At 60.4% G+C, this 26,522-nt stretch carries 26 protein-coding genes; 3 read left to right on the top strand and 23 right to left on the bottom strand.

Going from position 1 to position 26,522, the window contains the following annotated elements; translation table 11 throughout:
* Positions 1–35 precede the first annotated feature (35 nt).
* The 16 genes from FJD34_RS19830 to FJD34_RS19755 all read right to left on the bottom strand — a co-directional run bounded on the left by FJD34_RS19830 (position 36) and on the right by FJD34_RS19755 (position 19,359).
* Entirely contained in the window at positions 36–617 is a 582-nt protein-coding gene (locus tag FJD34_RS19830; RefSeq protein WP_032856503.1) for a hypothetical protein, read from the bottom strand.
* A 178-nt stretch (positions 618–795) separates the two neighbouring features.
* Positions 796–1,041 carry a hypothetical protein gene (locus FJD34_RS19825; protein ID WP_050593281.1) on the bottom strand — a complete coding sequence of 82 codons (246 nt, stop codon included), beginning with the start codon at positions 1,039–1,041 and terminating at the stop codon, positions 796–798.
* Positions 1,042–1,156: 115 nt separating this feature from the next.
* Positions 1,157–1,744, bottom strand: coding sequence for a hypothetical protein (locus tag FJD34_RS19820; protein WP_032856502.1), 588 nt, complete (start codon positions 1,742–1,744; stop codon positions 1,157–1,159).
* A 2-nt stretch (positions 1,745–1,746) separates the two neighbouring features.
* Complete coding sequence (locus FJD34_RS19815) at positions 1,747–2,325, bottom strand: hypothetical protein (protein WP_229752216.1); 579 nt, start codon at positions 2,323–2,325, stop codon at positions 1,747–1,749.
* Positions 2,326–2,458: 133 nt separating this feature from the next.
* Positions 2,459–5,047 (bottom strand): autotransporter family protein, encoded by a 2,589-nt coding sequence (locus FJD34_RS19810; RefSeq protein ID WP_090292657.1) that lies wholly within the window; start codon positions 5,045–5,047, stop codon positions 2,459–2,461.
* A 352-nt stretch (positions 5,048–5,399) separates the two neighbouring features.
* Positions 5,400–5,867: a poly-beta-1,6-N-acetyl-D-glucosamine biosynthesis protein PgaD gene (gene pgaD / locus FJD34_RS19805; RefSeq protein WP_032856499.1), complete on the bottom strand. Its 468-nt coding sequence runs from the start codon at positions 5,865–5,867 to the stop codon at positions 5,400–5,402.
* Complete coding sequence (gene pgaC / locus FJD34_RS19800) at positions 5,864–7,210, bottom strand: poly-beta-1,6-N-acetyl-D-glucosamine synthase (RefSeq protein ID WP_065943951.1); 1,347 nt, start codon at positions 7,208–7,210, stop codon at positions 5,864–5,866. The genes pgaD and pgaC overlap by 4 nt, the downstream gene beginning before the upstream one ends.
* 3 nt (positions 7,211–7,213) lie before the next feature.
* The gene (pgaB, locus tag FJD34_RS19795) at positions 7,214–9,214 is read right to left on the bottom strand and encodes a poly-beta-1,6-N-acetyl-D-glucosamine N-deacetylase PgaB (RefSeq protein ID WP_090292655.1); all 2,001 of its coding nucleotides are present in this window, start codon (positions 9,212–9,214) and stop codon (positions 7,214–7,216) included.
* A gap of 12 nt (positions 9,215–9,226) precedes the next feature.
* Entirely contained in the window at positions 9,227–11,677 is a 2,451-nt protein-coding gene (gene pgaA, locus FJD34_RS19790; RefSeq protein ID WP_090292653.1) for a poly-beta-1,6 N-acetyl-D-glucosamine export porin PgaA, read from the bottom strand.
* Between the two features lie 298 nt (positions 11,678–11,975).
* Positions 11,976–13,472: a YdgA family protein gene (locus FJD34_RS19785; protein WP_090292651.1), complete on the bottom strand. Its 1,497-nt coding sequence runs from the start codon at positions 13,470–13,472 to the stop codon at positions 11,976–11,978.
* Between the two features lie 146 nt (positions 13,473–13,618).
* Positions 13,619–14,260 carry a hypothetical protein gene (locus FJD34_RS19780; protein ID WP_032856495.1) on the bottom strand — a complete coding sequence of 214 codons (642 nt, stop codon included), beginning with the start codon at positions 14,258–14,260 and terminating at the stop codon, positions 13,619–13,621.
* Positions 14,261–14,341: 81 nt separating this feature from the next.
* Positions 14,342–15,784 carry an efflux transporter outer membrane subunit gene (locus tag FJD34_RS19775; RefSeq protein ID WP_090292649.1) on the bottom strand — a complete coding sequence of 481 codons (1,443 nt, stop codon included), beginning with the start codon at positions 15,782–15,784 and terminating at the stop codon, positions 14,342–14,344.
* Entirely contained in the window at positions 15,781–16,671 is an 891-nt protein-coding gene (locus tag FJD34_RS19770) for an efflux RND transporter periplasmic adaptor subunit (RefSeq protein ID WP_090292647.1), read from the bottom strand. The genes FJD34_RS19775 and FJD34_RS19770 overlap by 4 nt, the downstream gene beginning before the upstream one ends.
* Positions 16,668–16,877: a DUF1656 domain-containing protein gene (locus FJD34_RS19765; protein WP_032856492.1), complete on the bottom strand. Its 210-nt coding sequence runs from the start codon at positions 16,875–16,877 to the stop codon at positions 16,668–16,670. Before FJD34_RS19765 ends, FJD34_RS19770 begins: the two co-directional genes overlap by 4 nt.
* The gene (locus tag FJD34_RS19760; protein WP_065943946.1) at positions 16,874–18,952 is read right to left on the bottom strand and encodes an FUSC family protein; all 2,079 of its coding nucleotides are present in this window, start codon (positions 18,950–18,952) and stop codon (positions 16,874–16,876) included. Before FJD34_RS19760 ends, FJD34_RS19765 begins: the two co-directional genes overlap by 4 nt.
* Positions 18,949–19,359 carry a MarR family winged helix-turn-helix transcriptional regulator gene (locus tag FJD34_RS19755; protein WP_090292646.1) on the bottom strand — a complete coding sequence of 137 codons (411 nt, stop codon included), beginning with the start codon at positions 19,357–19,359 and terminating at the stop codon, positions 18,949–18,951. Before FJD34_RS19755 ends, FJD34_RS19760 begins: the two co-directional genes overlap by 4 nt.
* Positions 19,360–19,501: 142 nt before the next feature.
* On the opposite strand from FJD34_RS19755, the gene FJD34_RS28100 reads away from it, so the two are divergent.
* On the top strand, positions 19,502–19,663 hold the full coding sequence (locus FJD34_RS28100; protein WP_157695994.1) for a hypothetical protein: 162 nt from the start codon (positions 19,502–19,504) through the stop codon (positions 19,661–19,663).
* A gap of 40 nt (positions 19,664–19,703) precedes the next feature.
* On the opposite strand, the gene FJD34_RS19750 is transcribed toward FJD34_RS28100, so the two are convergent.
* The 5 genes from FJD34_RS19750 to FJD34_RS19730 form a co-directional block, all read right to left on the bottom strand.
* The gene (locus FJD34_RS19750; protein WP_065943944.1) at positions 19,704–20,120 is read right to left on the bottom strand and encodes a hypothetical protein; all 417 of its coding nucleotides are present in this window, start codon (positions 20,118–20,120) and stop codon (positions 19,704–19,706) included.
* Between the two features lie 41 nt (positions 20,121–20,161).
* On the bottom strand, positions 20,162–21,250 hold the full coding sequence (locus FJD34_RS19745) for a DUF3396 domain-containing protein (protein ID WP_090292644.1): 1,089 nt from the start codon (positions 21,248–21,250) through the stop codon (positions 20,162–20,164).
* A 15-nt stretch (positions 21,251–21,265) separates the two neighbouring features.
* Positions 21,266–21,967, bottom strand: a complete 702-nt coding sequence (locus FJD34_RS19740; protein ID WP_090292642.1) for a VRR-NUC domain-containing protein — start codon at positions 21,965–21,967, stop codon at positions 21,266–21,268.
* Positions 21,964–22,482: a PAAR domain-containing protein gene (locus FJD34_RS19735; protein ID WP_065943941.1), complete on the bottom strand. Its 519-nt coding sequence runs from the start codon at positions 22,480–22,482 to the stop codon at positions 21,964–21,966. The genes FJD34_RS19740 and FJD34_RS19735 overlap by 4 nt, the downstream gene beginning before the upstream one ends.
* Before the next feature lie 138 nt (positions 22,483–22,620).
* Positions 22,621–22,875 (bottom strand): DUF2789 domain-containing protein, encoded by a 255-nt coding sequence (locus FJD34_RS19730; RefSeq protein WP_065943940.1) that lies wholly within the window; start codon positions 22,873–22,875, stop codon positions 22,621–22,623.
* Positions 22,876–23,024: 149 nt separating this feature from the next.
* Here FJD34_RS19730 and FJD34_RS19725 point away from each other — a divergent pair, with 149 nt between their 5' ends.
* Together FJD34_RS19725 and FJD34_RS19720 are read left to right on the top strand one after the other, a co-directional pair.
* Positions 23,025–25,184, top strand: coding sequence for an outer membrane assembly lipoprotein YfiO (locus FJD34_RS19725; protein ID WP_090292640.1), 2,160 nt, complete (start codon positions 23,025–23,027; stop codon positions 25,182–25,184).
* Complete coding sequence (locus FJD34_RS19720) at positions 25,181–25,885, top strand: DUF3142 domain-containing protein (protein WP_032856487.1); 705 nt, start codon at positions 25,181–25,183, stop codon at positions 25,883–25,885. The genes FJD34_RS19725 and FJD34_RS19720 overlap by 4 nt, the downstream gene beginning before the upstream one ends.
* A gap of 33 nt (positions 25,886–25,918) precedes the next feature.
* Here the strand turns inward: FJD34_RS19720 and FJD34_RS19715 are convergent, their stop codons facing one another.
* Positions 25,919–26,194 (bottom strand): type II toxin-antitoxin system RelE/ParE family toxin, encoded by a 276-nt coding sequence (locus FJD34_RS19715; protein WP_082445496.1) that lies wholly within the window; start codon positions 26,192–26,194, stop codon positions 25,919–25,921.
* Positions 26,172–26,372 (bottom strand): type II toxin-antitoxin system RelB family antitoxin, encoded by a 201-nt coding sequence (relB, locus tag FJD34_RS28455; RefSeq protein WP_090292639.1) that lies wholly within the window; start codon positions 26,370–26,372, stop codon positions 26,172–26,174. The genes FJD34_RS19715 and relB overlap by 23 nt, the downstream gene beginning before the upstream one ends.
* Positions 26,373–26,522 lie beyond the last annotated feature (150 nt).

Genomic DNA, 26,522 nt, shown 5'->3' with positions numbered 1-26,522 from the left:
TGCTCCTAAGTGGTAAATCGAGACCGCAGGTAACGCTATCGCGATGGAATACCGCGCAGATCGTCAACGATAAAACGGCTAAGCGCGCCGGTGTAGAAGGTCTCTACATTAGAGTTGCCGCTGTTGGTCAGCACCCCGGCCATGGTTTTCATGTTCTGCCAGTCGCCCTTGTACCCAGATGGCATCAGCCCTTGGCGAGCCTGGGAAAAATGCAGCACCTGGGCATCGGCCTTCTTGACCTTGACCTGATAGTTGAAATCGACACTGGCCAGGATGGTGTTGTCATCGACGATGGTCGTCATGAAACCGCCCTTCGTATCTTGAATACGCCGCGTATAGATAACGCTCACATCCAACAGGTAGTCGGCCTTTTCCTTGCTCGTGGCGTAGCGCTTGGCCTTGAGCAAGCGGTCGACCAGGTCGATACCCAGTTGCTGGCGAACCTTGTCATCCGACAGGAAGCGTTCGTTCTTGCCCACCACCTCAACGTCGAAGGTATCGAGCCAATACGTGGCGTTCTTGGGAATGGTCACGGGCGCTGGAGAGATGTAGTACGGGGGCTTGGAAGCACAGCCGGCCAGGAAGGACAGTGCCAGCAGTAAGGCAAAAACACGCATCTTCGAATTCATCCCTGATTAAGTGCTGCGGCATTTTACGGAGTTGAGAGCGGTTCTCAAGTTGTTTCGTCCTGGCAGGTTCCTGTAGGAGCGAGCTTGCTCGCGAAAAACGTCCAGGCGACGCGTTCATTCGACAAGTGAGCGTTATCGTTTACGTGCTTCGCGAGCAAGCTCGCTCCTACAGGGTTGCGGGGACGGGAATGCGCTGCGCAGGGTCGGCATCCTTACTCATGCCGCCCGGCGCGATGGCCACCCTGGCGCCTCGCGCATAGTTGTAGACCGCCTGGCCAAACCACAGCTGCACCAGCACCATGAGGAAAAAGCGCTTCCAGCTACCGTCAAATCGTAGAAAGCCATTGAGTAGCGCAGCCAGGAGTAAGACCAGGCCAATGCCGTGCCGATATTTGTATAAGTTCGCGACCATGTTACCCACCTTTGGCCTGTCCGATGGCTGCGACTTGATGGATGTGATTGAGCGACAGTTGAGTCCGCAGCGTTCATAAATAAAAAAGGGGCGCTCCAGTACCGCCCCATTCGCCTTACAACAAGCGGCGCTGCACCGCTTCATCCAGCGTACTGCGGGTCAACGCCTCTACGATCTCACGCGTGTCCTGCCGGAAAGGAACGGCGACGATCAACAACAATTGCATCCAGGTGCGCACCGATTCGCTCTTGCGTACACGGCCCAGCTCTTTGCCGTCCTTGTCCTTGAATACAGTCTCCAGGGTGAAGGTATTCTTAGCCGTTGAGGGGATGATGAAGAACGTCACACCGGTGATGATGGCCGAAGCCATGCTGAACTGTTCATTGTTGTACAACGAGGCTTCGACATAGAGGTCCGACTCGACCTTATCCGTACTGACCCGCGCAAAACGCCCAGACTGACGAAAACCCTCGGCAACCGTCGTTTCCGCAACCGCCGCCGCTGCACCCGTCGCGGTATTGGCCGGGCCACCGTTGACCTGGTTCATGGCCGTGGTACGCACGTACACCGTTGGCTTTTGCTGTGGGGCATTGGCCGTTGGCGGCCAGGCCTGGACCGGCGGCAATTCGTGCTGCGAATAGGACACGCACCCCGTCAGCAAAACAGCGGCGAGCACCCAACTGCGCTTGAGCAAACCCATCATGTTCATTCTCCCTTGAGCTGAGGTGTTGCCAACTTCGCGGTGGCGGTAGCGAGCAGTTTTGAAACCAGTTCATTCAGTTGCTTGGCGCCCATGACCGGTGACCAGTACTCGCGTCCGTACAGGCCGACGTTATGCTCAAACTTGATCTGTTCCTTAGCCGCCGCCAGCTCTTTGCCGTCACGGTCGACGATCACCAGGTCCCCCGCCACATCGAAGCTGTCCACATAAATCGGCCCGTTCACCCAGATCCAGATCGTCAGGGTCAACAACGCGCCGGGGATATAGGCAGGATGCGGAGCGCGATGGCCCTTGAGGGACGTCATGTTGAACTTGAGCACCACATCGTTCTCCCCCAGGCGCACGGGGTACTCGGTGACCTGCTTGAAGTACCCACCCGCCTTGACGTACTGGTTGAGCTGCATCGTAAGCGAGCGGCTGATGGCTGTACGGGTTGCCTCGTCAGCGCCAGGGATGGCAACCGTGACATCGGCAACCTGCGCCGCGCGGGGGTTGCTGACTGACGCAGGATGAAGCGGAGCGCCCAACGGGCCGGTGACGGTATAGGAGACGCAGCCAGTCATCGATAATGTTGCGATGAGGGCGGCGACCTTGATGAAGATTTTGAGCACGGAACGTCCTTATTGATGAAAATCTTGCGCGGAATGGGATCAGACCACGATTAAAAGTTCAATCATCGTCTGACCCCATTTTTACTTAGAACGCGTAGCGCGCTTTAATCATCACCCCATCGGCATCAAACCCGCTGCGGGCCTGACGGGTGTAGCTGGCGCCGACGCTGAACGCCGAGACCTGATAGTTCACGCCCACGCTGGCTTCATAGCTGTCACGCGCTACCGATGCGCCGGTCACGCTGAACGTCGAGCCACCGTTTACAAAGCTCGACGTCTGCGCCACGCGATCACCCATCAGGTCGTGATAGGCCATCAAGGTCGCTTCCGGTTGCAGGGTACCGGCGCCCAACGGCAGGTTGCCCGCCAAGCGCACGCCCGCCCCCAACTCGCCCACTTCATAGCGCTGCGAACCCGTGCTGAGCGCTGCCGAAGAGCCCTTCTCATTGAAACCATCCATACGCACGCTGGAATAACGCGCCGCTACACGCGGTTCGATCAGCACGCTGTCCGACGGCTTGAAGCTGTAGCCGCCCAACACGCTGGCCGACAACGCCCGGCTGTCGTAGCTGCCCTTGGCCGTGGTGCCAGCAACGTGGCGCTTACTGTCGTTGTCGTTGAAGCCGTAGCTCAGGCTGCCATCGACAAACCAGTTTTGCAGCGACCAGTTGCCGTACAGCGACAGGGCATTGCCCTGCACTTCGGTCTTGTTGCCCAGGTCCGAGTGGATGTTGGAGTTGAGGTAACTGTACGCCGCACCCACAGTGGTGGTGTCGTTCAAGCGACCGTCCACACCTACCGCCATACCGCTGCTGTTGGCCGAGTAGCCGTTGTCGCCACCGCGACCGTCCTGGTCCATGTTGCTGCTCAGGCCTTGCACCCATACACCGCCACGCTCACTGCCATCGCGCTGACCGGCCAAGCGATTGAGGATCGCGCCGTTGATCACGGTCTGCCCAGACAGGGCCACGTCCAGCGCGCCACGGTTCACGTCCGGCTTGAGCTGTTCGCCAATCTGCGCCAATTGCTGGGCAGTGCCGGCGTTGGCCACGGCCTGGAACACCGCGTCGTCCTCGCTCAGTTGCCCCAACACCTCGTTCTTCAGCTCGTTGAGTGCAGTGACCGACGCCGCGCCAGCACCTACGCCGCCCAGATCCTCCTGCACCTGCTCATCGCTCTTCAAGCCCACCACCGCCTTGACGGTTTGCGCATCGGCCGAGTAGCTGAATACATCCAGCAACGACGAGCTACTGGCGACCGTCAGGCCATTGTTTTGCACGCTGGAGGCTTGCAGCAGGGTGTATTCAATACCGCTAGGCACGGCGGTGAAATCACCGGGCTTGGCGCTCAAGGTCACGTTGGAGCCCTGGGCGAAATTCGCTGCGCCGTTGACTGTCAGGTACGGCGTGGTCGGCACGACACTGTTGGACAGGCGCATATCAACCCCGGCGCCGCTGGCTACATTCAGGTCGCCAGTGATCGCGGTGCCGGCGTCAGACAGGTTCAACGAACCTGCATTGATCGACACCGGGCTGGCAATGCTCTTGCCGGTAAAGTCCGCCTGACCGGTGATATTCACACCCGTGACACCGAGCACATCACCGACGATTTTGCCGCCACTCCAGTTCAGGCTTGCCAGGTTGGCAGCATCGATGGCCGTGCCGGAATTGCTGCGAATTTCACCGGCTTGCTGGTTGATTTCGAAGGGGGAGGTTTGCTCGTCGGCATGCACCTTGATAGCAATGCCATCGGCACTGACAAGGCCACGGTTGACGATGCCACGAGAACCGGTGGGGCTGTTTTGGGCGAAGGTTGCGCCATGGAAATCGAAGGCATTGGCATCGGAGCCTTTAGCCTCAAGGGTGCCCGTGTTCAGGATGTAGTCGACGGTGCCTTCATAAAACACCACGCTGGATGCACCTGCACCATTTGCCGAGAGCAGCCCGCTGTTCTCGATGCGTAAAGGACTGGTGGTGGTTTCCACCTCAAAGGCCCAGGCGCGCTCACCCGTTGCAGTAATGCTCCCGGAGTTGAGAATTTTCCCGCCGATACTGATCGGAAAATTGATCGGGCCGTCGATGGCCAAACCCACTACGTTTCTACCTTCCACCGCGACCACACCCGTATTGGAGACGTCGCCTGCTACTTGGGCGTTATGCAGGAAGATACCGTCACCGCTTTCGGCATCACCATCGGCAGGCCCCGGTGTTGATTTAATAGTGCCGGAGTTGATGATACTTCCACCAATCGTGGCGGCACCGACCTCGAAGGCTTCATAGCCAGAAGCATTGTTCATGGTGATGTTACCGGCTTGAATCACATCGCCGGTAATCGTACTGGCAGCCAGATGGCCTACCGTCGTCCCAAATGGATCCACGGCAAATCCGCGTATAGAACGGTCTTCAGGGCTCACTATAATGTCGGCACGGTTGATCAGAGAGCCCTGAATCCTGGTATCGGAAATATTCACCTTCTGCAAATCGGCCTCGACCGGGCCTGTATTTTGATTGGCCGTTGGGACCAGCACCCCGGTAAAGATCAATGATTCATTAAGCGTCTCGCCGATCCATAGATTTTTGCCTTGGCCGATATCCACTTCAACGGCCAGCACTTGGGTACTGATTGCCCCAACGATCAAAGCCAGCAGGCTTTTTTTAAACGGCTTTGGCTTCATATAAAACTCCATGTATGACGGGCAAATCCACCCACTATCTCGGCGACGCCAGGTATAAAACCGCAACGGCCTATTCGAGCACCTGCCCCTGACCGGTGAGCCATGTATTGAGCAGGCCAGTGATCAGTGGCGAACAGATTGTCTGCACCCAGCTTTTTAGTTGAGCGAAGTACTCATCTGGATAGGCGATTAATTGATTAATAACAACCAATTACTCATTAGACGTTAAGCAAAAACCGCTTTAAGTCGGGTTAACACCGTGATTATCATGGAGCCGCCGAACGAACCAAATAGGAAACCTCCTAAAAATTTACAGACTCCCCCTACAGCTAAATAGTTTTCCCCACTTCACCTAGCTATCTTGCCCTACCACCAGTTTCAACTCTGGCCGCCGCACCTCACGGGAATCATGCGACGTCACCGCCTGCACCCCGCCCTCCTGATCGTTATGAATCACCAACACCCCCGGTCGGCGCAGTTGCTCAAGCTCGCCAGCCGCCAGGCGGAAGCTCTCGCTCAAGCCGTGGTCACTCAGCGCCTTGGTCGCCGTACGGCGCTGGGCAAATTGCTTGCCGCGCCGTTGTTGGTAGCGCGCCCAACTGATCAGCAGCACCGCATTGAACAGGGCGATCCACAGGTAGATCTGCAAGGTGTTCAGCGCGGCGAAGATCGGTGCATCGATACGTGGGCCGCCGTTGCTATCGAGCATCGGCACCAGCCCGCGCACCAGCAGGAGCACCAGGCCGGCCCAAGCCATCAGGGTCAGGAAAATATCGATGGCCTGCATCACAGGCCGCTGTGGGGTGCGGATCAGGTTCATGGGTTCACTTCCTTGGCAGGTGCCTTGATGCCGCGATCCGGGCTGACCCAGCGCGCGCGTTTCTGATGTTGGCGGAACAGGACTTTGGGGAAGCTGACCAGGGTGGTGAACAGGCTCACCAGCCAGAACACCAGCGGGTACCAGACGGTCCAGAACAGGGTTTTCCACAGGCCGCGCTCGTAGCGCCGGTCGATCATGATGCTCACGGCAAATTGCACCAGGCACACCACCGCCAGCAGCAAGCCGGTGAAGGCCGGTGGCATCAGCGAGCCGACGGCAATCGCCTCGGGCAACGGCACGACTTTGCCCACGCCCCAGAAGATCACCGACAACAGGAAGGTGAAGGCCCAGCCCGTGGACAGGCAGTATTCGAACAGCAACGGCCACAGGTAGCGGTGGCGCCATTGCCAGATCCCGCGAATGTTCTTGAACAGCACTTCGGCGCCGCCCTGGGCCCAGCGCAGGCGCTGTTTCCACAGGCCGCCGAGGGTTTCCGGCATCAAGATCCAGCACAGCGCACGCGGCTCGTAGAAGATGCTCCAGTGGTCCAGTTGCAGCTTCCAGCTCACGTCGATGTCTTCGGTGATCATGTCGGTGCTCCAGTAGTCGACCCGGTCCAGGGCCGCCCGCCGAAACGCCACCACCACGCCGGAGACGGTGAAGATCCGCCCGAACACTCGCTGGGTACGCTTGATCAAGCCGATGATCGAAGAGAACTCGCCCACCTGCACCCGGCCGATCAAGGTCGAGCGCGTGCGGATCCGAGGGTTGCCGGTCACCGCGCCAAGCCGTGGGTTGTCGAGCATCGGCGCCACCAGGTAAGCCGCCGCGTTGCGGTCGAGCAAGGCGTCGCCGTCGATGCACACCAGGTATTCGCTATGGGCCGCAACGGCGCCCATGCGCAGTGCCACCGCCTTGCCCTGGTTTTGCGCCAGATGCAGCACGCGCAAGCGCGGCTCATTCAACGCCAGGGCGTCGAGTACGGCAGCGGTGTTGTCGCTGGAGCCGTCATTGATCGCGATCACTTCGATGTTGCGGTACTGCTGGGCCAGCGCCGCGCCAATGGTCTCGGCGGCGTTGTCGCCTTCGTTGTAGCAAGGGATCAGGATCGAGATCAGCGGTTCGCCCTTGAGCACCGGCGCCGGGGTGTCATCGGCCCATGGCCAGTGGCGTTCCCAGTGCAGCCAGAAGTACAGGCCGCCGGCGATCCACAGCCCGGACATGAACAACGGGTAGAAAAACACGAACTCCATCAGGAACTGCCCGGTGACCAGGAAGATCAGGCCCAGGGGCACACCCAACACCAACGCCAAAACGAGAAGAGCTAGGATTCTGTCGAACATGAGTCAAGGATTCCATTTGTTGGAAAGGGCCGGACGCACGGTGTTCAGATCCGGCGAATTCTCCAGGAAGTTGTCGGGGTAGTAGCCAAAACTGCTGGCGCCCTGGCGCTTGAGCACGCCTATCCACTCGGCCATTTGCGCACCGGAAAGATCCGGTGCGGCCGGGGTGCGCCAATCCTTGGCCTGCAATTCGAAGACTGTGCGCTGCATCGCACCGGGCCGGGCCTTGACCGTGGCCACGAGTTTTTCCAGCCACGCGTTGGAGTTTTTCAGCGACTGGCCTTCCATCAATGGCATCGCCATCGGCGCGGTCCAGTCGTAGTGCTGGAGGAAGTCGTCGAGGTTCTGCGCAAACCAGGCTTCGCTGGCCGGGTTGAGCATCGGTTCGGCGAAGATGTTGCGCGCGGTGAGCACTTCCGGGCCGCGCAGGGTGCGGACCTTGGCGGTCAACTCATGGGTGAAGTCGATCAGGTAGCGGCTCTTGAAACGGGTCCAGCGCTGCATCACCTCAGGGTCGGCGCGCAGTGCCTGGATGCTGCCCGGCAGGCCATTGGCTGCGTAGGTTTTCAGGGCTTGGGGGCTGGCGTCTTCAAAGTCCGAAAGCACGGCGTCGTCGTGGAACAACACGCCGTGGATAGCGCTGGTACGGGCGAGGTCTTCGTAGATCTCACCGATGATTTTGCGCACCTTGGGATCGAACGGCGACAGCCGCTGGTACTGCTTCGGGTCGACGGCCACCTTGCCGGTGGCCGGGTCCCAACGGCTGACGCGGGGCAGCTTGGGGTCCAGGGCAAAGCTGAGCACGGGCATCCATGCGTAGACTTTGACCAGGCCGCCACGGGTGTGCAACTGCCAGCTGACACGGTTGAACAGGTCGGCACGCATCGGCAAATGGCGGTTGGGGAAGTACAGCGAACGCGCCAGGCCATCGCCCTTGGGATCGGCGAACGCCTGGAGGAACACGGTGTCGACGCCCATGTCCAGCACGCGCTGGACCAATGCGTCGAGGTTGCGCACTTCTTGCGCCTTGTCCGGGTCGTAGACCTGATCCAGGTCCACATGCAGCACGCGCATCGGCGCTTTGACCTGCGCCGAGACCATGCTGTTGGCGAAGTCCTCGCCGTACGGGTCGTTGTCCACTAGAAAGCGCGGGCTGCTCATCAAGTTGCCGAGGTTGTCGAGGCCGTCCTCCAGGGTCAGGGCCATCTGGTAACCCTGCTCGCCCACCACCGCCAGGGAGGTGCCGTCCGCCGCCCCGTATGGCCAGACCCACACACGCGGGGCCTTGCCGGTAACGGCGCGGATCTTATTGGAAATCGCCGCGACGTCGGCGCGCATCCGCGCCTGGAACTGCGCTTCGGGCTCATAGCTGCGGGTGACCGGGTCATAGCGCCGAGTGGCGGCGGCCGGCTCCATGTTGCCCTGGGGATTGGCCAGCACACCTTTGTGAAGGGCGTCGGTATGCGCGGCGATTTCCACCAGCCCCGATTGCGCCACTTCGCGCACTTGTTGCCAGGTCAAAAACTCCCCGCGGTCACGCGGCACACCGGCAAAATCCACCGGTTGCTTCAACGGCGTGTCGACCCAACTGCCCACCGGCGCCAGCACCGCAGGCCACTGGTAGGCACGCAGGATCGGCATCACGCGGGTGTAGAAGCTCGAATAGCCGTCGTCAAAGCTGAGCATGACGGCTTTGGGCGGCAACTGTGGCCCGCCGGCGCGGGCGGCAAGGACCTGATCGACGCTGACCGCCTGGTAGCCGTTCTCGCGCAGCCAGGACAACTGTTCGATCAGGCGTTCGGTACGCACCGCCACCACTCTCTGGTCGGGATCACGGTCGTTGACATCGTGGTAGGCAATGCCCAGGAAATGGTTTTTCGGCCACGGCGCTTCGTTGACCGGTTTGAGTCGTTCGGCAGGTGGCGTAAAAGGCGCGGGGGACTGGGCACAGGCACTGCTCAGCAAAAAACCCAGGGCCAGCAGGCAACGGGAAACAAGGGTCATGATCGGACTCTTCTAGAAACGGTAAGTGAGGTCGACGAGCAGGCGCACATCGCTTTCGCGCTGACCGTCATAAGGTCGGTTGATCCAGCTCAGGTTGGCGCCGGTTTCCAGTACGTCGTTCCAGCGATAACGCTGGCCGTAACTGAGCAAACCAATGGCGCCGGTTGAGTAATCGCGCTGGCTGTAGGTGCCCGCACCGGCCTGGAACTGCTGACTCCACTGGGTTTCGTAGCGGTGATAGAGCACATGGTTGACGCTCACCGTGGGGAGCACGCTGAAGTCTGAACGCGGGTTGAAATACGCGGCTTCTTCCTTGCTGTTGCGGCTGGCGGCGACTTCCAGGCCAAGGTCCACTTGCACGCCCGGCGAGCGGTAGACGCCCTCACGGCCGCTGAGCAGCGCCTCGACACGGTCGTTGCCGTCGCTGAAGTGGGACGGGCTCAGCGCCAGTCTCCACTCACGGCTCTCGTTGGCGCGCCAGCGGATAAACCCGCTGCCGCCATTGGCCGTGACGTTGGCATTGAGCGCACGCAACGGTGTGCTGGCGGCCAGGTAGTCAAGACTGCCCCCGTACTGCCAGTGGTCGTTGATGTCACGCGCAATCGCCAGGCGTGCGCCCTGCTTGGTGCCTTTGCCGTAGGAGTGATTGGAGACTTCGGCCTCCAGGGTCATGTCGCGGGTGCGCCGCTCCACACCCAGGCGCTGCCAGCGGTGGTGGCCAGTGCCTTCTTCAAAGTCGGCGGTGGCGTAGCCGATACCGCCGAATATCCGCCAGTCTTCATCGATGGGCGGGCTGTAGAGCAGGGTTTCGATGCCCCAGTCGCGGCTACCCGACACCGCCCCGCCGCCATGACTTTTACCGGTCTCGGCTTCGATGCGCAGTTCAGCCATTTCATGCACCTTGCGCAGGCGCTGGAGGCGTTGGACCTGGCGATTTTCCGGGGCGCGGTCGACCACATCATCGGCGAGCACATCAAGCTGGCGCCACTCCTGCAGCCCCAGCGCGTTGTAGCCTTGGGAGACTTCCAGGTCGATATGGCGAGGGTTCTGGTTTTCCGCGTCCTTGAGGGCAATCTCGGCACGCCGTGGCCAGGCGCGGGCGCGGAACATGTCCGCCTGGGCCACACGCATGCCGACATTGCCGGGCGAGGTGCGCACCAGGTTCTCCAGGCTTTTTTCACTGGTGGGCAGATCGGCGCCGTAGGTCGCGGCCTGGGCCGCCAGTTGCTGGGCGGCCAGCCACGCGTCGTTGGGGTTGCCGAGGGGCAGCCCCTTGAGTTCAACCCGAGGCTTTTGCGTGCTCGCCAGGTCGTTTGCGACGGCGCGGGCCTCGCCGGTCTGATCGTTTTCCAGCAGGGAGTAGTACAGCGCGGTGCTGTCTACCACTTGGTTGCTGGGGTCGGCGTCTGGCGCTGCCACCGCTTGGCGAAACAGCGGCGCAGCCTTTTCCGGCAAGCGTTGATCGAGGTAGGCGGCGGCCACCCAGCGCAGGGCGTAGCCGGGCAGTTGCACGCCTTGAGCTTGCAAGGCTTCGTAGTCGTGGATCACCTCGGCAGTACGTGCACGGGCCTTGAGCGCGCCCATCCGGTCGATACGCCAGCGCACCACATCGTCATGGGCACTGGCATCCGGGGTCCAGGTGGCGATCAGTCGGTCGTAATCCTTGAGGGCGCGGTCGGCGATCACAAAACGTTCGCTTTCACTGCGCGTCGGGAATTCAGCCAGGCGCACACGTTCGGCCGCCAGGTCACCTTCCAGGCGGCGCTGGGTCACCGGGTCCAGCAGGCCGGGGTGACGGGCACTCAGGCGCAAGGCCGGCTCCGGCATACGTGCACGTTGCAGGGCGATCAGGTATTCGCGCACCACGTCAGGCCGGTTGCCGGCGCGGATAAAGGCTTGGTCGAATTCGAACAATGAGTCGAAGGTCTGCCCGGCCCGGGACAACGCGTAGCCCAGCGCCATGCGCCGTTCCACATCCTCGGGCTTGGCCGCTACCAAGGTGCGGGCACGCTGTACGGCTTCGGCGGCTTTGCCACTATCGGCCAGGGTCAGGGCCAGGCCCAGTTGCAGGTCCGGGTTGTTCGGTTCACGCAGCAACGCCTGCCGATACACGGCCTCGGCAGGCGCCCAACGCTGTTGATCGCGGTAGGTGCGGGCCACGGCGGTCAACGCTTGGGTGGTCAGTTGGCGCTGGCGCCCCTGGGTCTCATAGACCTTGAGTACTTCGTCATCCTGGCGCGCCCAACTGGCGATCAGCAGGTGGTCGCTGACCTGGCCGGAAGTCTGGCGTTCGGCAGGCAATTGGCGCAGCAGGTTGAGTGCCGGGGTGTAGTTGCCGGTACGGGCCTGGCGAATCAGCGAATCATAGGCAGGATCGGCCACGGCCAGGGTCGGCAGCAGCAAGGCAGCGCCGATCAGTAGACGCAATCGGCCAGGGCCGGTGGGTGAGAGGTTACGCAGCATGTCGTCAGCTTCCTTACTTGGAAAGCTGTAGCGATAGGTTCGCCTGTACAACACGCATCAGGCCGCCGGTGTCTGATGACCCGGCCAAGCTTTCCTGTGCGCAATATCCCTGAGAAGGGTACGGAATAGGACAAATCAGGACAATTGTTCAGAATCGCCCTACAAGCCAATGGAGATCAGATGTGGGAGCGGGCTTGCTCGCGAATGCGGTGTATCAGTCAACATATCCATGACTGACCCACCGCATTCGCGAGCAAGCCCGCTCCCACATTTTGGGTCGGTGCCGGCCTACAGAGGCTTACTGCGCGCCGCTGACCGCACCCAGTTTGCCCAGTACGCCGCCGATGAACTGCTCGACGGTCATTTTCTGGCCGTTGAAGGTCACTTCATTGTTGGCGTAGTGCAGCTTGGCCAGGATGTCGTTGCCTTCCAGGGTCGCCAGTTGTGTGCCAACGGCCATGCCGCTGAGCATCTCGCTGGCCATCTGGGACTGCTGCTCAATGGCTTTCGGATCGGTCACGCCATCGATCTGCGCTTGCAGGGCGGCAACATCGCCAATCATCGGCTTGGACAGGGTCAGGTTGGCATCGAGCAGCGTGATGATCTGCTTGCCCAGCTCAACAGGTGGCAGTTCCATGGTGGACGGTTTGGTCATGTCCACCACCAGGCTGAAGCGGCTTTCGCCATTGGCGGTCTTGAGGGACAGGTTTTCCAGGGCCACTTGTGGCTTGGCGGCCAACAGTTGTTCAACGTTGGCCTGGGCCAGCGCTTGCTCGGCTTCGCTCAGTTGCAGCTCAGGAATCGGCTGCCCAGCCGCTTGAGCGGCCTGCACCGGTTGCATCTTGTCCTGATACAGCTTGGTCAGCACCATCGCCGCCGGCACGTCGATGTTTTTCATGCTGATCGCCATGGCTGCCGAACCCACGGGTTTGCCCTGGTAAGTGATCTCGGTGATTTTGTAATCAACGCGACCCTGCATGTTGTTGTCTTGGGTGTCGCTGCTGTCTTTCTGCTCGAAGCCCTTGATGTTCAGCACAGCTTGCTGCGGGCCAAAAGTGAACTTGCTGTTGCTCAGCCCGACGGTGTTCTTGCCGATGTAGAACCCGAAGTTGGTCTTGGACAGGTTGCTCGCCAGCGTCAGGCCATTGAGCTCGGCCTGGAACGGTGCACCTTTGGGGTCGACCAGGGAGATCTTGAAGGCGTCCATATAGCCGTCAACCTTGATCTCTTCGCCTTTGGCAGTGTTGAAGAAGTCGAGCTTCATGCCGGAGAAGTTGACGCTGTTGGTGGCGTCCTTGAACTCCAGGGGCAGCAGTTCCAGCGTGCCGTTCACCGAACGGTTGAAGCCGATGTTGGCCACACCTTTGATAGGCGACACGTCTTTAGTGGCAGCGAACCATTTTTCGGTGGTCGGGTTTTTCTCAAGGGCCAGATGGCTGGAAGCCAGCACCGGCCACAACTTGAGGCTCATCAGGCGCGAAAACGGCAGCGGGCCGTGCTCGATATTGTCGACAAACAGCAACTCACTGTCTTTGAACTGCTCACCGAACACCGCGCCTTGCGCCTTGAGGCGGAAGTGGCCGGTGCTGCTGAACCAGCCACGATCCAGGGAGACCATCTCCAGGGTCATGCGGCCATCGACGCCGGCCAGGGAGCGTTCCATTTCCTTGTTCGCGTCTTCGATCGAGGTTTTCAACACCCCTTCCAACTGGCTGCCGGTGTACCAGGCACCACCGGCACTGACCACGCCGACGGCGGCAACAAAACCCAAGAGTACAACGGCTGATTTATTCATGAAGTGACCTGATCCAATCCTGTGCGATGTGGGCTGTCTTCCCTGACCTCCGAAGTGGAGTGTCGGCTCAAGCCCGCCGGAAACCGGGCAAGGTTAGCACTGGCAGGGGGGCATGACGCAATGCCCTTGACTGGCCGACCACCCGGCTACGGGCGCTCCAGGTATTCGGTCTCGATCTCATCGAGTTGGTGGTCGAAGCTTTTGAGCCGTGCGGTCCAGGTGTACACCAGCACTTCAAATTCGCGATGGATCACCGCATTGCCCGGCGTGTCGGCCTTGGGATCGTAGAAATCCAACTGGTAACGCTCGCGAGCCATGGCGGTGGCGACGTCGGACAGCTCCCGGGCGTTGTTCAGCCAATGCCGCCCTTCGGCCACTTGCCGGTCGAGTACCACGCATTGTTTTTTCAAGGCTTCGAGGCTTTTTTCCAGCGGTGTGCCGGTCAGCTCGCCCATGACTTCCTGGAACGTGCGCCCAGGTTGCCAGTAGCTGCCCCAGAAATAGCGGTCGAACACAGTCTCGACCCGGCGCAGGGCGACCTTGGTATCCCAGATCGCTACCCGTGTCTTGCCTTGGTCGAGGAGTTTTTTCTGGGTGCGCTGGCTCTGGTAGGACGCCCAGGCCACCACGCCCACGGATAACGCGGCGATCAGCGCACAGGCGCTGTCGAGGAACACCATGGCCTTGTCGAGTTGATGGGCCAGCATGACGCCATAGAAGTACGTCGCCGATAACAACACCAGGGCGAAAAGCACGCACCAGAAAGCGGGAGCATAAGGGTTTTTCATTATTGGAATCCCCATGAACAACGCAGGCAGTGATCAGCGGGCCATCACGAAAGCCCGTCTGATCAAAGCATAGCAATCGCCTCAGGGTTTGCCGGGTTCTGCACCGTGCGTTCGTCCGCTTTCCCAGCCACCGCCCAGGGCCAGGAACAAGTCGATCTGGCTCATCGCCACTTGGGTGTTGGCCTGCGCCAGTTGGGCGCGCATGTCGGTGTAGGTGCGGGTGGCTTGCAAATCGGCGAGGAACGACTCACGCCCCGCCTGGAAAAAGCGGTGCGTCTGGTCGGCGGCCTGTTGCGCCGACTGCTCGGCCTCGGCCAGCGCATCGCGGCGCTGCAGTTGCGCGGTGTATTGCGCCAGGCCGGTCTGGGTCTCGCGGATAGCGTTGAGCACCACACCGTCAAAATGCGCCAGGGCGCCCTGGGCCGCGGCTTCGGCTTCATGGATGCGCGCGCGTGAGCCGTTGGACGGCACCGTCCAGCTCAACAGCGGGCCGAAGCCCCAACGGTTGGTGGCCGGTTTGCCAAGGTTGTCGATAATGCCGACGGTGCCGATGGAGGCACCGATGCTGATGTCCGGGTACAACTCGCCGGTGGCCACACCAATTCCCGCCGTCGAGGCCGCCAGCCGGCGCTCGGCCTGGCGTACATCCGGCCTGCGCTTGAGCAGCGCCGCACCATCGCCCACCGGCAGCAATTGGGCAATATGCGGCAGCTCGGCGCACTCACGGGTGCCGGCGGGCAGTTGGTCCACGGGCTTGGCCAGCAGCATCGACAGGCGGAACAACCCGGCCTGGCGCGCGGCCTCAAAGCGCGGCAGTTCGGCACGCAGCGACTTGAACTGGGTTTGCGAACGGGTGACCTGGGTTTCATCACCGCGCCCAGCGTCACGCAGGCGCTGGGTCAGGCGCGTGCCTTGGGCTTGCAGGTCGAGGGAATGGCGGGCAATGTCCAGCTCTTCGTTGGCCGCGCAGACCTGGGTGTAGGAGCGCACCACGTCCGCCACCAGGGTGATGCGCGCGGTATCGACGGCGGCCTGGGTCGCATCGGCATTGGCCTGGGCGCCTTCGATGCCGCGCTGCAAGGTGCCAAACAGGTCGAACTGATAAGAGGTGGTGATGCCGATATCACCGACATTGGCCACCGGTACCTTGTCCGCCAGCAAAAAGGCTTCGCCGGACTCCTGCAAACGCTGGGCGCCGAGCTTGACCCCGCCGCTCCAACCGCCCGCCGATTGCGCTTCCTGTACCTGGAAACGCGCCCGTTGCAGGTTGGCCGCCGCCACGCGCAAGTCGGTGTTGGAGGCCATGGCCTGACGCACCAGCTCATCCAGGCGCGGGTCCTGGTACAACTTCCACCAGTCGGCGGGCACCGGGGCCGAGACTACAGTGCTGCCCTGCCCGGCCAGTTGGCCTTGCAGGTCGCCACGGTTCACGGCGGCTTCGTCCGGCAGGTGATAGTCCGGGCCGACCACCTGGCAGGCAGACAGCAACAACCCCAGCCCAGCGGTCGCCAGCAGTCGCTTCATGGCCGGTCTCCGGGCTTGGGCTGGTCCGCGATGATCGACACGGTGGCGGTGCGCCCGGCAATCATGCGGAAGTCTGCCGGCACATCGTCAAAGGCAATGCGCACCGGGATCCGCTGGGCCAGGCGCACCCAACTGAATGCCGGGTTGACGTTGGGCAGCAGGTTGGCGCCGCTGGTGCGGTCGCGGTCTTCGATCCCGGCGACGATGCTCTGCACATGGCCGCGCAAGCGCGCGTTATCACCGACCACGCGGATATCCACGCTCTGGCCGACATGAATGCCGTCCAGCTTGGTCTCTTCAAAATAGCCGTCGATATGGAAGGAATTACTGTCCACCACCGACAGCACCGGGCGCCCGGCGGTGACAAATTCCTGGGCCCGGGGCGCGCGGTCGTTGACGTAGCCGTCCACCGGGCTGCGGATCACCGAGCGGTCGAGGTTGAGCTGGGCGCTGTCCACCGTCACCAGCGCTTCGGCCAGGGCCGACTGGGCGCGAGCCACGCGGGACTGGCTTTCTTCCAATTGCTCGCTGGCTACCAGGTTGCCCAGGCCACGGTTGCGCTTGGCTTCGCGTTGGGCCTGGGCCAGGGTTTCCTGGCGGTCGGCCACGGCGGCCTGGGCCTGGCGCAAGGCGAGCTTGAAGCGGTCCTGGTCGACGGCAAACAACACTTGGCCACGGGTCACCAACTGGTTGTCGCGCACGTCCACTTGCTGGATCAGCCCGGACACGTCCGGGGCGATCTGCACGATATCGGCACGGATATGCCCGTCGCGGGTCCAGGGGGCAAACATGTAGTACATCACCATGCGCCAGACCACGACGCAGGCAAAGGTCACTACCAACAGCGTCAGGACCACACGGCCAATCGTCAAAAAAGGTTTTTTCATGTCATCAGGTATCGACTGAGTGAGTCCACAGCGCCCAGCAACAGCGCGTAGAGAGCCACATTGAATAATGCCCGGTGCCAGACCAGGCGATAGAAGTGGGCACGGGTCAACAACCCGTGCACCACCAGGTAAAAGCCATACGTAATGCCCATCAGCACCAGCAGCGTGGGCAGGAACACCCCGCTGATGTCCAGGTCACCGATCATAGAGGCGCTCCATCAGGCAGCGGCGCTTGCATCTCGGCGCCGCCAATGAATTCAACCCCAGGCAACAGCGCCAGGCGCAGGCCGGCCAAGGCGTGCAACAGGTGCAGGCGGGTATCGTCCTCGCCTTGCAGGCCCTGGCCGTTGAGCGCGCGGCGGGTGCGATCGAGGGTCATCAGCAGGCCGCTGGGCGCGGGCAAGCGCTCACCGGCTTTAAGACAGGCCTTGAAGTAAGCCCCGACGCCTTCGACCACTTGGTTGAGCAACACCCGTGGCACGCCAAGGATGCGCGGCGAGTAGGCCAGCAGGTCGAGCAGGTTCAGTGCCACCCGCAAATCACGCAGGGCAATACCGGTGTCCTGGCCGGTGAGGGCCAGGCGCGGCAGGTGCTGCATCAGGCGGTCGAGCATTTGCACGGCCATGTGCCGGTGCTCGGCCAGGGTCGCAGGTTCGGTGAGGCCGACAATATCGCGCCAACTGAAGCGGGTCAGGCGCTTGGCCGCCAGTTCGGCGCCAAAGGGCCGGGCGATCAGCGTCCACACAAAGGCAAACAGCAGGCCCACGGGACCGGCCAGGTTGACGTTGGCGAAGTTGAGGAAGTCCGCGTCATAGGCCCCCTGGATACTGATGAATGACGAGGTGTTCACCAGCGTCAGCAACATGCCCAGGTAAAAGCGCGGCTGCACGGTGAGGGTGCCGATGCAGATAAACGGTACGGCGAACGCCAGCACCAGCATCGGGAAATCGTGCAGGTTGGGCAGCACCAGAAACAGGTAGAGACTGGCGAACAGCACCGACATCGCCGTCCAGAAAAAGAACCGATAAATCTGCGGCGCCGGGTCGTCCATCGAGGCGAAGAAGCTGCACGCCACCGCCGCCAGAATCACCGCACTGCCGCCGTCGGTCCAGCCCAGCAGAATCCACAGCACCGAGGCGACGATGATCGCGGTGACGGTGGAGAACGCCGAGTAAAACATCAGGCCACGGTCGAGGAATGGCGTGAGTCGGCCTAGGCGCCAGTGACGGTAGACGGCGCGCCAGGTGTCCTGGCTTTCGCACTCAATGGCGGCTTGCAGGCTGCGGCAGTCTTGCCACAAGTCGATCCACTCACCAAGGCGGTACAGCGCGTTGGAAAACAGCAGGGTGTGGCGATCGTCCAGCGCTTCGCCTTGGGGTTGCAGGGCGTCTAACTGGTCGCGCAAGGCGCGCCAGCTTTCCAGCGGTGCGCCTTGTCGGGTGTCTTCCAGCCATTGCTGGGTGGCTTGGAGTATCGGTGTGAGACGATCGAGAAACTGCGGGGCACGGTGTTCGATGGCGTACAACGCATCATCCAGTGCATCCACCACCGGCAGCAGGTGGATCATGCGCCCACGCAGTTCTTTGGTGTTACGCACTGTCTGCGGCCGTGCGCCTTCATGGGGCAACTGGCCGATCATCAATTCGAGGGTGTTGAAGGTGGCGACCATAGCGCCGCGCAGGTTGCTGACTTCTTCAGGCTGCACATTGCGCATCAGAAAGCGCTGGCTGTAGACCTGGGCATCGGCAAACCACTGGGCCACCGAACCATCGAACACCGGCATAAGGCGGCGCGGCCAGAACATCGCGCCCACCACGGCGGCCACCGCGATACCGAGGAAGATTTCTTCGGTCCGCGCCTCGGCCACATCCCACACCGCCAGGGGGTTATCCACCACCGGCAGGGCGATCAGCGGCAGGGTGTAGCCGGCCAGCATCAAGGCGTAGTTATTGGCCGTGCGCAGGTGCATGGAGAGGAACAGCAAAGTGCCCGTCCACAACGCGATCACCACCACCAGAATGTAGGGCGACTGCACAAACATCGGCACAAAAAACACCGCCGCCGCCGCGCCCATCAAGGTGCCGATGGCGCGGTACAACGCCTTGGAACTGGTGGGGCCGACAAACGGGCTGGAGACGATATACACCGTGGCCATCGCCCAATACGGACGCGGCATTTGCATGAGCATGGCGATGTACAACGCGATCATCGAGGCGGCGAAGGTACGCACACCGTAGAACCAGTCGCGGGCGGGCGGGAAGCCACTGAAAAATCCGTTCAAAGTGTCGCCGCCTCAAAGGCGCGCAGCACACGCAGCGCGGCTTCCATATCGGTAGGCGCAATATCGGCCAGCACTTCACGGCGCAGGCGCACCAGTTGTGCTTCCACCGCTTGCACCAGCTCACGACCGCGCTCGGTGAGGCTCAAGGCCTTGGCGCGGCGGTCGTGGATATCTTCGGTGCGGCACACATAACCACTGCTGCACAGTTGGTCGAGCAGGCGCACCAGGGACGGGCTTTCCATCCCCGAGGCCTGGGCCACCTTGACTTGATGCACACCGTCGCCGAGACGGCCGATCATCAGTAAAGGCACCGCACAGGCTTCGGAAATACCGTAGCTCACCAGGGTGCTCTGGCAGATTTTGCGCCAGTGACGGGCGCCAGCCACCATGCTGCTGCTGAGGCTCATGTGAAGGTGTTCGAGGGATTGGGACACGGGATAGTTCGCATACAGTTAGTTTGCTAACTATCAATATGGTGGATGGATGGAATCTCGTCAAGTTTTGATACAAATTCGCGGATAGGCGGCAGCCCCCTCTGTAGGAGCGAGCTTGCTCGCGAAAAAACGCCAAGACACCGCGCTGATCCAGGGTACCCACGTCATCGTTGACGACCTTCGCGAGCAAGCTCGCTCCTACACGCAAAAAAGCCTTCTGGCTATCCGTCCAGAAAGCCGCGCTTCGCGTTTCAACTCCGGCTTGAGCGGCGAATAGGACAGTTTCCATCAAAGGTGAAGGTTTTCAGCGCGCCCGATCAACTTTTCTGACCATACCGCCGAACACTCCAGACTTTTGCAGCCTCGGAAATCACCACTAAGACAGCCATAAAAATAACGTTGTAATCTGGAAATACGCGAGCGCCAATCAACAAAATCGAAACAGAGGGCACTATAAAAATAAGACGCAAAGGAGTTTGTAAATATACAAGCCATTTAACCTGTGTTTTTTGCAATAAAAATAACGCACAAGAAAAAACAACCGAAACTTGAAGAACCAAGTTAAAAGCAAATATATAAATCTGCACTGAACCGTGATCCGGAAAAATATTCACAGCGCTGGCGATATCGCTAAAAAAAGGAACTCGACCGCCAAGTAAGCTGTTTAGAAAATACCAAGTGAGATAAATAGCATCCAACCCGCCCCACAACCACCACACCTTTTTCCTATTCATTTTCGCCATCCTTGTATTCGTAGGTGGTCAGCCCATCGATTCTACAACCGCCCCGGCAGGGTGTTTGTAGCATCCAAGCAGGGTTCATCGCGAAGTAACTTGGCACGCCAGGCAGGTATATCGTCTGCGTCCACATCCAAGCGCTTGAGCCACTGATCAGCCGACCAGTCCACCAGCCGCAACTCGCCATCATGAGAGCCACCGTGCAGTGAACCTACAGTCTCGTAGCGGATGTCCTTGAGCACATGGTTCAACAACACGTAGGCCGCCGGTTTCGGATCATCGGCATCCCCGCCAAGATACGGGTATGCACCGGCCTGGATCACTACGCCGTTACCGTAGTCATAGAAGGCAAAATGGCTGGACGGTAGCTGCGCACGCAGGCCATCCAGGCCGCCAACAAGATCCAGGCGTGCTTGGTCGAGCAAGGTCAGCCAACTGACCGTCTTGATTTTTGTGGGTTTGAATTCGGGGATATTGGCCAACAGAGCGGCTGTGCCTACATCCAATCCAGGCATGCGCGCCGCCATAAAGGCTTCAGTAGGCTCATTGCTATCCCGGTTGGTGACGGAAAGATTGAAGGCATGCCCCGCGTAGCCCTGCTCGGGGACTAATCGGCGCGCGGAGCCTAGGAACAAGCGCAGGAAACTGAGTGGGCTCTGCTCTTGGTACAAAAGCGGTACTGAGAACTGCAGGACGCTGAGCTCATCCCCCATCTTTGCCGACCATCCCTGCATGCCAAAAATATCGAAGAGCCAAGCGCTAGCGTCGTTGGATTGCTTGCCGTTGAGGTAGTAGAAGCTGAGGTAGTCGTCTTCATCCATTGCGCTCAGCATTTCACGCAGTGACTTTGCCTGACCATACGCTGACAGTGGTTGACCCTGTCTAGGCTCCTCACGCCAGAGCCAAGTGAGATGGGGCTCGGCCAGCCACTTGAAGTCGTCGAAGCACTTGCATAACGCTTCGCGCACCAATGGTGTATGGGCCTCCTTGAAATACAGCGTTGCCCGCAGGCAAAGTACTGCGCCGATATAGTTCTGGGCCCCGCCCTTCATCAACAGGTGGCCGGGTATTTCCAGCAGGTGTGGTTGCTTGGCAAGCTCTTCGGCTACATTGAATTCCGGCTCCATCGAGCTTCCTCCGAATCAGTAAGCGGGGATCATTGGCCGAGGGGAGCGGCCACGCGTCAGGATAAACATCACGCCACCAGCGATGGCTGCGGCCCAGCCAAGCTGCGCCACTGGCACGTTGGACTGCTGATTTTCCTGGCTACAGTCACATTCGGTGGATGTCATCTCAACGACCTTGTTTTTGTTGCCAGCAATTTTTGCATAGCCCTGCGCCTGTCGAGTATTCGGTGGATCAGGCGGAAATTTCATCTCCACTACTTGCTTGATGTTGTCCTGAGTTGGTGGCTTGGTCGAATCCTTAACGATCACCACATCGGGCCGGCGAATCATCCCTGTACCGGCCTTGAACGGTGGATGTTCTGGGTCTTCATTCCAGTACTTGTTGATCCAGCCCGGTATCCAGCCATGAGGGCTGGTCCCTGTTTGACTGTCGAGGATTGGCTGTGGTGGACGCTTGGTCATGTCGTAACTGACCTCGGCCCTATACGGACTGCGCCCCTGGAGAATCTCGTCAAGCTCCCCAAGGCGCTGTGCCACACAGCCCTGTTTAAGATTCCTGCCATCTTGGCTGATGTTAGGTGTGCCGCTGCAATAGCAAATTGCCGAGCACAGTACTTTCCTGTCCTGGAGACCGAGCTTCGGCTTCAGGATGCCCACGGGGTTGGTCGTGCCTTCGGGGCTCATGCCACCCTGAGACAGGCCGGGTTGATCATTCATGCTTCGTCGCCCGGCACTAGGCCAATATAGATAGCCTGCGACGTATCGTGGTTAACCCACGATGTCATGCCTTCGCCATTGGTGGTGTCGAACGTGCTCCAGCCGGCACTCGACCATACCTTTACCTTGCGACCACCAATAGGTTGGCCGGTTTCCTGATCTATGAGTTGAAAGCGTCCGGAGTAAGGGGCTATGGAACTGCTCAACGGCGCAAGGGGAGTGAGCGGGGACGGTGTGAATCTGTCACCGATGAACACGGTTCCCGACCCGCCGATGATCACGTTGCCATGTTCACCGACGCTGCCGAGCGTTGCGGCAGGTTTTCCGTTGATGAAAACCGTCGAAGACACACCAGTGCTAATCCGGCTTGCACAAGTAGATACATCACCTTGGCGTGCTGCGGGCAAGCCATCGAAGAAGACGTCAGGAGAACCTTCGATTATAGGGTTGCTGCCATGCCCCGACATTGGGCATGCCGTAGGGTCCGTAACGCGGGCGGCGGGCTTTCCACTCATATGGCTTTTCCAACAGGAGACAATGTGCGCCTGTTGATAACCATTTTTTTCACTTCCCTCTATCATCTAACTCAGTTTGAGAAGTCGGAAATTTCCCAACTCAAGACCGAGCTATCCTATGGAAGATGTATTGATGAACTAACCAGCCGGTCTATCCCTCCCAGCCCTCAGCAGCAGATTCAACTCATCCATCACTTGCGCCCAATCCGCATCCTCCAGAATCTCTTCGCGCAAAAATGCCTTCTGGCTATCCGTCCAGAAAAACGCATCTTCGAGTTTCAACTCTGGCTTGAGCGGTGAATGCACCGCAACAAAACGCTCAATGCTGGTGGCGTCATCGGGCAGCCCGAGCTGTTTGAACAACGACGGCAGGGTGTGGACAGGCGATTCCATGGCAACTCCGAGACTAGGTGATTGACTACAGTCTAGACCGATAAAACCCACAGATTGACGGCCTTCTGTGCAACATTTTGCAATGTTCACGCTATCATCTGCACCTTTCGCCCAGCGGCATTCACGGCCTCCCGGAATAAGGACAATTCATGCGCATCGGTCTTCTGTCATCCCTGACCCTGGCACTGTGTGCCGGTGTATCCCTACAGGCCCAGGCCAGTGGCGACGACTCGTGCTACCCCGACTGGCGCGTATCCCAGGACTCGCTGACCGCGTGCAGCAACGTGCCCTTTCTGAGCCCCGGCAATGACAGTCGGACCAACTTGCGTCTATTGCTCGCGGCCAAAAAGAATGCGCCGCTGACGCCCAATGCGCTGGGCGCAGATGACCTGGCCCAGGGATTCGGCCCGGTGCCGTTCCCGGTGTATCGCCTAGTCCCTGCCCCATCTGCCGCAGAATCGGCCGAGGAACAAAGCGCCGAGTTGACACAATTGCTGGCCTCGCTGGGTATCCAGCGCGATACCACGACGGCGCCAGCGGGTGACCAGTTCCTGTGGGGCGAAGGCAGCCGCTGCCGCAGCAACAATGTGCAGAGTGCCACCGACTTTGTACGCCAAGTGATCAAGGCCGATGTGCCGGCAAATGAACGGGTGCTGCTGGCCAATGCACGCCTGAAATTGCTTGGCACCTGTGACTGGCAGGGCGAAGTGCTGCTGGAGCCGCAGCTGATGACATCGACCCAGGGTCGGGAACTGACGACCTATTTGCTCGCCGCATCCGACTTTTACAGCGGGCGCTTTGTATATGCCGAGCGCGGGTTTGCCGCGGTCACCGTCACAACGCTGCCCTGGCTGAAAGAAACGGCGGTGTACATGATCGCCCGCGCGTCGCTCAACCATGCCCAGGAAAACGCCTTCGACGAATACGGCATGCCCCAGCGCAAGGCTGTGGATAAGTCCGCCCTGGGCGAAGCCGAGCATAGCTTCCTCAGCTACCTGAAAACTTATCCACAGGGCGACTATGCGGCCTCCGCTCGCGGCCTGCTACGCCGGGTTCACTGGCTGGCGGGCGATGCGGCCAAGCTGGCAGACGACTACGCCTGGCAACTGACCGAGGCCAGCGATGCCGAGCGCAATGGGTCTATCGATGAACTGGTTGAAGAAACCGACAACAAGCTGCTGACCAGCTATGCCGAAACCATCCGCAACCCACTGCTGCTGGCGATCAACGACCTGATGTGGATGCGCGCCAACAACCTGCTCAATATGACCCGCGCCACCCTTGATGCGCAAAAGGCCGCGTTTGCCAACGAGCCTGCGCTGTACGACTACTTGCAGGCCGCGTTCGCCCTGTATGTCGAGCACCAGCCCGACAAGGCGTTGAAGCATCTGCCACAAGACGTGCCATCAAGCCTGGATTACTTCGCCTTCAGCCAGCAGACCCTTCGCGGCTTGGCCCTGGAAGCCAGGCAGGACTGGAAAGGCGCCGAGGCACTGTGGCTACAACTGCTGTCGCACGCCAAGCTGCCCTTGCAGCGCGAGCAACTGGAACTGGCCCTGGCAATGAACTACGAGCGCAGCGGCCAATTGGCCAAAGTGTTCACCGCCGACTCGCCGATCCAGACCCCGCAAGTGCGCTATATCCTGCTGCGCAGCGTGGCCGGCCCAGAGTTGTTGCGCCAGCAGATCAGCCAGGCCAGCGACCCGCTGGAGCGCAGCACCGCGCAATTTGTGTTGCTCTACAAAGACCTGCTGCGCGGCCAGTTCGCGACTTTTGCCGAGGATTTGCAGCAACTGCCGGCCTCCCCTGCCGCAGACAAGATCGGCACCAGCCTGGGCTACGTGTACGACGGCGGCCAGGCGCTGACCTTGTTCCGCTGGAGCGGCGACAAGGCGCCGTCCGGCTACACCTGCCCGACCATCGCGCAAACCGCCAGCACCTTGCAAAACGACGCGAAAAACCCACGCGGCCTCAATTGCCTGGGTGAGTTCATCCTGCGTAACGGCCTGGACGGCATGCCCCTGGAAGAGGCGCGCTCGGCCGGCAGTCTGGGCAGCACCCCATCGGGCTTCACCGGTGAAACCTTCTCGCGGCTCGATGGTTATCAACAGGTGATCGCCAACCCCAAGGCGCCCCGTGACGACAAGGCCTATGCGCTGTTCCGGGCGATCAACTGTTACGCGCCTTCGGGCTATAACAGCTGCGGTGGTGAGGACGTGGACAAGGCGGTGCGCAAGGGCTGGTTCCGTCAGTTGAAAAGCGGGTTTGCCGACACGCAGTGGGGCAAGTCGCTGCAGTACTACTGGTGAAACACCTGTGGCTAGGCTTGCTGCTGTTGGCGAGCCCGGCCTTCGCCACCGTCGACGCCTACGACTATGACGCTTTCTGGCTGTGGAGCGGCGTCGTACCACAGCCGGTGCTCAAGCAGGCCAGGACCCTGTACATCCTCCAGGGCCAGATCAACTCGACCCGCCGCCACCCCGAACGTGGCGTGCAGTTCATCGCCCAGGGCATGAGCGTGCCGCGCATCCGCCAGGGCCAGGTGTGGGTGGTCTACCGCGCCCACACCCTGCGTTGGCCAGAGCCGGTCTACACAAAATTGCTGGGGCAGGTGCAGCGCTGGAAAACCGCGGGCAACCCGGTGGTGGGTATCCAGATCGACTTCGACGCCCGCACCCAATACCTGCACGAATACGCCGACTTCCTCAAGGATTTGCGCCAGCGCCTGCCAAAGGATTTGCGCCTGAGCATCACCGGCCTGATGGACTGGAGCAGCAACGCCGACCCGGCCGCCATCGCCCAGCTCAAAGGGGTGGTGGATGAAGTGGTGGTGCAGACCTACCAGGGGCGCCACAGCATCCCGGATTACGCGGCGTACCTGCCACGGATGAACCGGCTGGGGCTACCGTTCAAGATCGGCTTGATCCAGGGCGGGGATTGGCAGGAGCCGGAGTATTTGAAGGAGAGTGAGTGGTTTGGCGGGTATGTGGTGTTTTTGCAGAATCCATGAACCTAAGCGCGGTCATTAAAGACGATCGGTGGATCAGGGATACTCACGGCGGGCGTGAAGCACGCGAAGTACGTCGATGCTATCGGTCACTATCTGGTAAACCACCAGGTAATTGGGATGCACCACACACTCACGAGATCCAGGAACCCTACCTGGCCTGAACAAATAAGGGGCCGATGGCAGGCCTTCGACTGCCCTCAAAATGGTGCTATACAACACCTCGGCTGCAAGAGGATTGCGCTGATCTATGTAGTCGATGATTTCCACCAGGTCGGTGGTAGCTTCTTCAGTCCAGCGCACTACTTGCACGGGACTTCCTACGCTCGTCTAGAGCAGACTGAACCGTGGCCATTGCTTCGTCATGAGGCAAGCGGGGCTTGTCGCTGTTCATTGCCTCCAAGACTTTCTCACGAAACCAGCGGTCGTAACTGGCCGCCTGATCTTCAGTTTCGAACTCGGACACAATGGGGGAAAGTTGAGCGCTCATGGGGCGGTCTCACCAGATTAAGTTTGCAATGAGTTATCTTGGGAGAAACTCGCCAACACCGTCAACCGGCAGGACAGCGAATGGCGCGTAATCCGACTAGAGGTGCAGTGGCCGCCTGCAGTACGCCTGCGATGTAGAGGCCGAGCTTGC

The organism is Pseudomonas brenneri, assembly GCF_007858285.1.
Lineage (GTDB): Bacteria > Pseudomonadota > Gammaproteobacteria > Pseudomonadales > Pseudomonadaceae > Aquipseudomonas > Aquipseudomonas brenneri.
The sequence above is the reverse complement of the archived record's forward strand: the minus strand, read 5'-3'. Positions and strand labels throughout refer to the sequence as shown.